The sequence below is a fragment of the Microcoleus sp. BR0-C5 genome (assembly GCF_036705045.1).
In the GTDB taxonomy this organism is placed as follows: Bacteria; Cyanobacteriota; Cyanobacteriia; order Cyanobacteriales; family Microcoleaceae; genus Microcoleus.
Map to the genome: position 1 here is coordinate 1 of NZ_JAUBTR010000133.1, position 7,786 is coordinate 7,786.

8 protein-coding genes and 2 pseudogenes are annotated in these 7,786 nt (G+C 42.1%); 4 read left to right on the forward strand and 6 right to left on the reverse strand.

The features are described from left to right. Positions 1–47 precede the first annotated feature (47 nt). Both QUB08_RS30710 and QUB08_RS30715 read right to left on the reverse strand, forming a co-directional pair. Complete coding sequence (locus tag QUB08_RS30710; protein ID WP_333229937.1) at positions 48–509, reverse strand: hypothetical protein; 462 nt, start codon at positions 507–509, stop codon at positions 48–50. A gap of 22 nt (positions 510–531) precedes the next feature. After that, entirely contained in the window at positions 532–753 is a 222-nt protein-coding gene (locus QUB08_RS30715) for a hypothetical protein (RefSeq protein ID WP_333132777.1), read from the reverse strand. Between the two features lie 347 nt (positions 754–1,100). Here QUB08_RS30715 and QUB08_RS30720 point away from each other — a divergent pair, with 347 nt between their 5' ends. The 3 genes and pseudogenes from QUB08_RS30720 to QUB08_RS30730 all read left to right on the forward strand — a co-directional run bounded on the left by QUB08_RS30720 (position 1,101) and on the right by QUB08_RS30730 (position 2,823). Beyond that, a complete protein-coding gene (locus QUB08_RS30720) occupies positions 1,101–1,661 on the forward strand; it encodes a GNAT family N-acetyltransferase (RefSeq protein ID WP_333229939.1) in 561 nt (186 codons plus the stop codon). Continuing rightward, positions 1,658–2,335, forward strand: a complete 678-nt coding sequence (locus tag QUB08_RS30725; RefSeq protein ID WP_333229940.1) for a hypothetical protein — start codon at positions 1,658–1,660, stop codon at positions 2,333–2,335. Before QUB08_RS30720 ends, QUB08_RS30725 begins: the two co-directional genes overlap by 4 nt. 281 nt (positions 2,336–2,616) lie before the next feature. Then, positions 2,617–2,823 (forward strand): annotated as a pseudogene (locus QUB08_RS30730) (element excision factor XisI family protein). Between the two features lie 59 nt (positions 2,824–2,882). Here QUB08_RS30730 and QUB08_RS30735 read toward each other — a convergent pair. The 3 genes from QUB08_RS30735 to QUB08_RS30745 form a co-directional block, all read right to left on the reverse strand. Further along, complete coding sequence (locus QUB08_RS30735; protein ID WP_106331790.1) at positions 2,883–3,236, reverse strand: hypothetical protein; 354 nt, start codon at positions 3,234–3,236, stop codon at positions 2,883–2,885. Continuing rightward, a complete protein-coding gene (locus QUB08_RS30740) occupies positions 3,233–3,568 on the reverse strand; it encodes a DUF5674 family protein (RefSeq protein ID WP_333229942.1) in 336 nt (111 codons plus the stop codon). The genes QUB08_RS30735 and QUB08_RS30740 overlap by 4 nt, the downstream gene beginning before the upstream one ends. Positions 3,569–3,724: 156 nt before the next feature. Next, positions 3,725–4,162: a hypothetical protein gene (locus QUB08_RS30745; RefSeq protein ID WP_333229944.1), complete on the reverse strand. Its 438-nt coding sequence runs from the start codon at positions 4,160–4,162 to the stop codon at positions 3,725–3,727. Between the two features lie 363 nt (positions 4,163–4,525). Between QUB08_RS30745 and QUB08_RS30750 the strand changes: the two genes are divergently transcribed. Continuing rightward, positions 4,526–6,484 (forward strand): bifunctional 3'-5' exonuclease/DNA polymerase, encoded by a 1,959-nt coding sequence (locus QUB08_RS30750; RefSeq protein ID WP_333229946.1) that lies wholly within the window; start codon positions 4,526–4,528, stop codon positions 6,482–6,484. Between the two features lie 552 nt (positions 6,485–7,036). Here QUB08_RS30750 and QUB08_RS30755 read toward each other — a convergent pair. Then, positions 7,037–7,642, reverse strand: a pseudogene (locus tag QUB08_RS30755) (IS1634 family transposase); the annotation flags it as partial. Between the last annotated feature and the right edge of the window lie 144 nt (positions 7,643–7,786).

Genomic DNA, 7,786 nt, shown 5'->3' on the forward strand with positions numbered 1-7,786 from the left:
TATCACATTTACTTATAAATCAGCATCAGCAGAAACTGTATTTTTTGTCAACTACTTCTACTGGACTGCCTCTCTAGTGCCAATTGTTCAATTGCTTGCAAAGACAGAATTTCAGGTTTTACATCGTTGATGTCCCCCAGCTTCAAGATGTTGTCAACAGAAGTGCCGGCTTGCCAGCTTCGACCGCCTGAACTTCCAGAACTAGCAACGGCGGGCAGGGAACTAAAGGTAATCTGGCTCCAATCTGGCAGCAAAACTCTAGATTGTTCTTTTTCCCAAATTTTAGTAGGTAAGGAACTAGCGCTAGCAATTGATGGGAAGCTGAAGAAAGTAATGCAGATGAAAGCAAAAATTAGGCAGAGTGTACTGGCAGCTATTAAGGCAGAGCCTATCTGGCTTGATTTTTTTAACGGCTTGGGACTGTTCATGGAAATCCTCTTGATGTTAACTAAAATCGCGAAAAAGAAAGCTGCTCTATTTTTTCTGAGTTGATGCGTCCAGGACTGCATTTCTCGATCTTCGCTTTTTTCTTTAATCAAGCTCCAGTTCCAACTGTGGATTCGACCGGACTGCTGAATCTGTCCAAGGAGTATCTGCTAAGTTGGACAAATCATAAACATTTTCTTGGTAAGCGTCGTCAAAATTACCTTGACGAACTTCCCTAGGTGATGAGTAACCGACAGTCAAATCGGGTTGCGATTCGTAACCGGAGTTGTTATAGCCGGAATTAGGTTCGATCGATGAATTGTGCATGGTTTTTCTTAGTTTATGTGGTGAATAGTTTTAACTTAAATCGCATTTAGTTTTTGCAACTTCATCCCTGTGAGCGATTTCGTTCACTAAAAATTACCCCCTCCATTTGGAGGGGGCAGCTCTATGAAAGTTGTTTAGAACGCCAGTTCAGTAAAAGAGGTTGACAAAAAGTATCAAGTATAAGCGCTCGCCTCAATTTAAGCTAGTAATTCAACTTGACATTCATATTTTGTAGTTTCTCTTTTAACCATTCCTCAAACAGAAGATTTTCAAAATCTCGCTGATAAATTTATCAACGTTAGAAACTGTATTAGGCTATAATCTAGTTATCGAGTTAGGTGTTGCAATTGAATCGCCCCATCCAGCTTCTTCGAGTTCGAGATATGCAGGTGGTTGATGCCATCCTGACCTCTGTTGCCCAAAAGCATTTAGATGATGCCGCAACCCTTTGGGAACCAATATTGAGGGGAAGCGGGGAAGAGGATGAATACTGGGATTGGGTGAGCAAAAGCTATCGAACTAAATTTTTACCGGGAGATGAACTATATGCCATTGAGTGCGATGGCACAACTCAGGGTTTAATGACAATTGATATCCTAAAAAAACGCTGCTATATTGAGTCTCAATTAAGACGTAGATTGGTGTATGTCAGAGCCCTAGCAACGGCTCCTTGGAATCGACATGCTATCACCAATCCTCCTACTTATAAAGGAGTAGGTGGAACTCTGATAGATTTTGCGATCGCCCGCAGCGAAGAATTAGGATATCTAGGAAGGATAGGTTTGCACGCTCTGCCGGGTGCGCTACCATTTTATAGAAAGTTGAGAGTGGGGCTGTTGGACTGCGGCCCAGATCCTGAAGAACCCGACAATCTTAATTACTTTGAAACATTAAGGACAGAAATATGAGTAAATCAATTCCCTCCGAGCCTCAATCCACAATAAATGATACAATCCGCCACCAGCGTTTGATGGAACTGGTAGAAGCTGAAGATGCAGCTAACGGAGAAGTTGGCTGTGGTCGGAATTTAGGAGATCGACCTTCAGTTTATCTAAAAACCTGCGGCATCAATATATCTGATGAGAAGTTAAGAAATTTGTTGAGGGAGTATTTAGGTCATTTATTGATGGAGGTAGATTTTGACTCAATCGTCACCCAAGTGAGTTATTTTATAGAATCGCTAGTAGTGCAAGAAAGCACTCGAACGTCTAATCCACAACCGAAATTAGCGCCCTTTGAATCAGTTGCAGAATACATTCCGGCACGAGAACTCAAACAGTGTATTGAATCGGAATTGGGTGAGTTTTGTTCGTCAAGCGCGATCGAGCAAATTGTTCTGTATACTTGCCAAGTAATTCACAATTGTGTTCTACAACCCCGACATAAGTGGCCCCAACCTATTTGGGTGCTAAGCTCTCTGGAAAAAGTGTATATTGCTCAGGCTTCTAGTTTAGATGCAGCAATTGCCCGAGTGAAAGCACAGTATCCGCAAGAAACCGGAGAATTGCAAGTAATAAAAGTCGGAGGGCTTCTTGCGCCCGATCGAGTTATTTCCTTGGACTTAACTGACGATTTTAAATAAAAAATTTGGATAAGAAATATCGTTTTGGTTTTCGATCCAATCCAGGAGATCATTGAAAGATGGATAAACTCGAACGCTACCGAAGCTTAATCTAAAAAATCCTCGAAGAATACCAGCAGCTAACTTCGGGCAATTCCGATGTCGAATCTGTTTTGCTGTTCGACCCGATTCGCGAGCACTAAGTAACCAAACAAAATTAATTACAGTAAAGACTCTTTACGCTTGTAAGGGTTTGAGCCGAGAATCTGTGTAATTAATTATGTGCAACTACTTATCTTCTCATGAAAATGGGATGGCATCAAGATAACCGCATCAACCGCAATGTCATTCACGTTCGCCTGAAAGACGGAAAAATCTGAATTGAAGAAGACCGGACTGAGGACGGTATTGCAACTGATTTACTGCAAGCAGGAGTGTCCCGCGAAGATATTGTCCTTGCCTTTCATCCACCGCGTTTGCGTCAGTTTACTGAATTTGCAACTGCGTAACGCGATCGCTCTTATGGAGAAAATAGCACATCGCGCATCAAGAGCGATCGCGCACTTGTCTAATTCGCAGCCAACAAACCCGACATATTCAGCACTTTTTCTGACCAGATTTTTACCTGTTCGCTAACTTTTATTCGTTGCTGAACGTTCGATCGAATCTCAGCCCAAGAATACTGCCAGCAAGCTAACTGAACCTGCAACTCAACTAACTCAGCAGCTATTTCTATCTCTGTATCGGCAGCAGTCCATTCAATAAACAGCTTGCTTTCTTGCAGTAAATCTTCAATTATTTCGCCATGAGCTGTATTTTGACAGCGGGATTTGATTCGCGCTAAATTTGATGCTAAATTTCCCAGACGAACCGGCAGTTCGTCTCGCAAATAGCGTGACTTTAAAGCATTCCAATCTCTCATAACTCTCCTAATAGCCGTTGAACGATCTGAGCAACTCGATCTCGAATCATCGGATCTTGAATTTCCATCGAACGATTGTTTTGGCGGGGGCGGATATTGATGAGAGATTCATAACCTACTTCTTGTGTCAGCGGATACCAATCTGCTCCCCAAATATCTACTTGCTTGCTCCCATTTTCCAGCAATACAGCTTCGCAGTCAGCGCGAAGCTCTCCACCACCAGCTAAAATTCCCCGTTCGATATCCACTGCCAGTTTAATATAACTGCTCAGGATTTCCAACATTTCTTCAAGTTGCTCTTTGGTAGCACGCTCTTGTATCAGATTAATCATCTTTGTCTGCGCTTTCGATAAACTACTTTTTAAGTTACGTTAACTGTGCTTGCCTCAAAAGCAATTGCTTGCCGACCAATACAACATTTTCCACTGGATTTAGGAACATCAAATTGATGCTTGATAAGTATCATTGTAGAATAAAATTAGTTATATTTATCCACAAGTCGGTAAATTACTGTCATATGCTAAATATTCTATCAAATAAAATGATGCACTTTCTATCTCCCAATCCACCCATTCTAATGGGTTTTCAAAAACACCTTCTAGTCCAAATAAGCTGACAGTTTTACCAACATTTGGAAAATCATCATCTATAACTTTTCTAGAGGTTTTTTCGAGAGGCTTGAAATCATGGGAGCCGAGAGGCTCTTCTACATATTCGGTTAATTGGCGTACCGATGTTTTGACTCCATCGAAAATTAGGTAAGATTTTGACAGAAAAGTTATTTCATTTTGGGGATTAAGTGGATGATTTGGTAGCAAGCCGAGTTGACGGGTGGGAATGACAATTTTTGAATCGCGGCTTAAAGGTCGATCTAAATTACAATTTGTGAAATAGAGTAGGTCAAAATGATTGCTAATTACAGTCAATGAATTTTCTCCCAAGTAATCGTTTTTATGCTCGCTAGCGGGATTTGTAAAGTGCGCTCGCTTATAGGGTTTCCCTGAAAAAATTTATCTTGGATATAACATAAAAAAGGTTTTTTTACGTGCAGTTGGAGAGTTTTTGCTGCTGTCGTTTGCTGCCGCATCTGTTCCGATTTCAGGATTGTTAAGATTGCGATAATTGTCAGTTCGATTGACGGCGCGGATCTCGGGTTTACCCCAATTACTTCTGTTACTCATTACTCATCACTCATTATTTGGTCAAGATTGCGCTGCTTCAACTCGATCGAGTTTATTTTTTAAACCGCGATCGCGATCGCAGCTTTGAAAATTTTTGGCGATCGTGCAATGAAACCGCTAACTCCACAAGACATCCTCAAGCGTTACTCAAAACACCGGACAGGTATTGACAGCCCCGGCTCCTTTTACTCTCCTTTGGAAACGAAAGTAATGATGAGAGCTAATCCGCCCCATAAGCCTGAAATATTAACAGCTATTCCAACTATTTTAACCGATAAAAATCAAAAACCTCCGTTGCAAGCTACACTTAAAACTCCTTACCAACTAATCGATACTGCTTTCAATCTTGAAATAGCCCTTCAACCATTCCAACAAGCAAAAATCATCGGTATAGACTGCGAAACGACAGGGCTTGACCCCTACCAAGCCAAAATTAGATTGTTACAACTTGCCATTCCTGACCATCCAGTAATCATTGTAGATTTATGGGCCATTGAACCGAGTTCCCTCGAACCATTACGCTTGCTTCTAGCCAGTCCTGCACTGAAGGTAGGTCACAACCTCAAATTTGAATGCCAAATGCTCGCTTTTGCCGGACTGGAACCATCCAAACCCTTTTTCGATACCTATTTGGCTTACCGAGTGCTGACGGCTGGACTAAAACGCCACCTGTCCCTAGAGGCTGTCACTGAGAATTTGTTGAAAGTAAAGCTAGACAAAACGCAGCAAGTTAGCGATTGGTCGGGAAACTTAACACTCGCTCAACTCCAATATGCTGCTACCGATGCTGCAATTTTACTCTCGCTGGCTGCTGTTCTCGAACAAAAATTGAAAGCTTCTAAGCTATGGAAAACTGCTTTACTAGAGTTTGCTTGTCTGCCTGCGGTGGCTTCTATGGAACTCAACGGAATGCTTTTAGATAGAGAACAGTGGAGAGTTTTGGGAGTGAAGCTCTGCCACCAACGCGACTCTCTTTTAAAACAAATTAATTCGCAGCTTCATCGACTTAACCCTCACCAACAAATCTCTCTGCTGCCAGAATTTACGGATACAATTAATCCTCGCTCTCCCAAGCAAGTCTTAGCGGCTTTGCAAGAAAAAGGTATTCCTGTTACTTCCACTAGCTCTCAACATTTAATTCCTTTGCAAGGCGAGTATCCCGTTATTCAAGCACTGTTAGAATACCGCAGTTTATCGGCTCGTATCGATACTTTTACTCTGGGTTTACCTGAACGCATTCACCCGATTACAGGGCGCATTCATCCCAATTGGTTTCAGATTGGTGCTAGATCAGGACGGTTTAGTTGTCGAGAGCCAAATTTAACGAATATCCCCAGAGATAAGGAAACCCGACAGTGTTTTAAAGCTGCACCCGGTTACGTCCTACTCAAAGCCGATTACAGCCAGATTGAACTGCGGATCATGGCGAAGGTTTCCGGCGATCGCACGATGGTCAAAGCTTACTCCAAAGGGGAAGATTTGCACTCTCTCACAGCTTCCTTGGTGCTAGCAAAACCTTTATCTAAAATTACTGTCGAAGACAGACAGCTCGGCAAAATTATTAACTTCGGTTTAATTTATGGCATGGGAGCACAGAAATTTAAGAATATGGCTCAAGCAGAGCATGGAGTCACTTTAACGCTGCAACAAGCTTCACACTTTCGTAAGAAGTTCTTTGAATCCTATACAGGTATCAAACAATTTCACGGCAAAGTTCGGAGCGCCTGGAGCCGAGGTATTCGAGAGAGTCGGACAGTCTTAGGCAGAAGGAGATTATGGTCAAAAGATACTAAACCGCTGCTTAACGAAATGCTAAATAACCCAATTCAAGGGATGAGCGCTGACATTACTAAACTCGCTCTTGCTCTCATTTTTTCACCTCTAAGCTGCACGGATGCTAAACTGATTTGTGTGGTTCACGATGAAATTTTAATAGAGAGTCCTATCGAAGAAGTAAACCACGTTAAAGCAATGCTTAAAAAATGTATGGTGAGAGCCGGGAATAAATTTCTCTCTCCGATTCCTTGCGAGGTAGAAATTAAGGTGATGGAAAGTTGGGGAGGGTAAGAGATTAACGGGGAAAGATTGGGGAGTGGGGAGTAGAGAGAAACCTCACCGCAGCCATTGCTGTGAAAATTCCACTTCCTCACCACTCTCCTAACAGTCGCAGCACGATTCCTCCTCTAACCTCCCACCCGTAAACAACCCACATTCCGCACCCCAACTGTCACATGGGGTGCGGGCGGGCAGTAAATTCCGTGGGATGGTCTAGCGCGAACAGCTCGATACAGTATAAATACTTAAAACTCACATTCCGCACCCTCAACTGGCACACACACAGTTGGGGTGCTAATGGAGAGTCTCTAGGACGAGATAATAGTCAAAAATACCCGCTCCTGAAGGGGTCACAATCGCATCGATCTGTTGGGGTTTGTTGAAAATTAAATGCTTTCGGGCATCAGTCCTAGATTCTTCATATCTAACAACACCTTCATCCGTCATAATTAACTATTAAGGGACAGCAGATATCTTCAGCAGCCTGACAATTATACATCACTACTGAATCAAATATTTCTGACGCTTCAGTCAGTTTGGCTCCAACTAGTAAACTTCTTAATTTCAGAGTAATAAATAATAAGACTTACAGGAGAGCGGCAGCAAGTTTAATATAGCCATTCGCTCGGTTGTTAAATTAAAAATTTGTTGAATCCCTTGCAGGCTCACAAGATGAATCGATTGAAAAATCTGGCAAATCCAACGGAGCGTCGGTCGATTAGTTTGTTTACCTAACTGATTTTTTAATTTGGAATTAGTGCGTTGCAAATTGTGACGCAGTAACCTTTGACTTAAAGTATAGACCAACAAACATAAACCCATTACCAATGCCAAAGCTTCGATTCTTTCCGGCGACTTGAGAAATACACTGTCGGTAAAAAATAGCGGATTTTTCAAGAACCCAAACTCTCTTTCTGCTGACGGCTGTTCCTTGTATTTCACAATCATATCGTCTGGCTCTAATTGCTGAGATTCCAGCATATTAGTGGCGAGAATAAACCTGCCACAGGCTTTGGTTTCTTGGGCGCTCGCACCTGTATCTGGTTCCAGTTTTGCTAGAACTTTAAATCTCAGTTTCGAGCTGGATTTCTCGCGAGCATTTGTCGCATTAGTATCAGTTTGTGCTGTAATTTCTTTGCTACTAACTTGGGTGATGTTGTAAAATTTTAGGTAGTGCTTTTATGTAAAGGATGGAGGATAATACCTCTATGTCCAGTCTTTTGAGGAGTCTCATCATCAATACTCCGGACAGTTTTTAAAGAGGGATGCGAGCGCAATACAGCAGAGAGGTGAAAACAGTGAGTGCAATCTGAA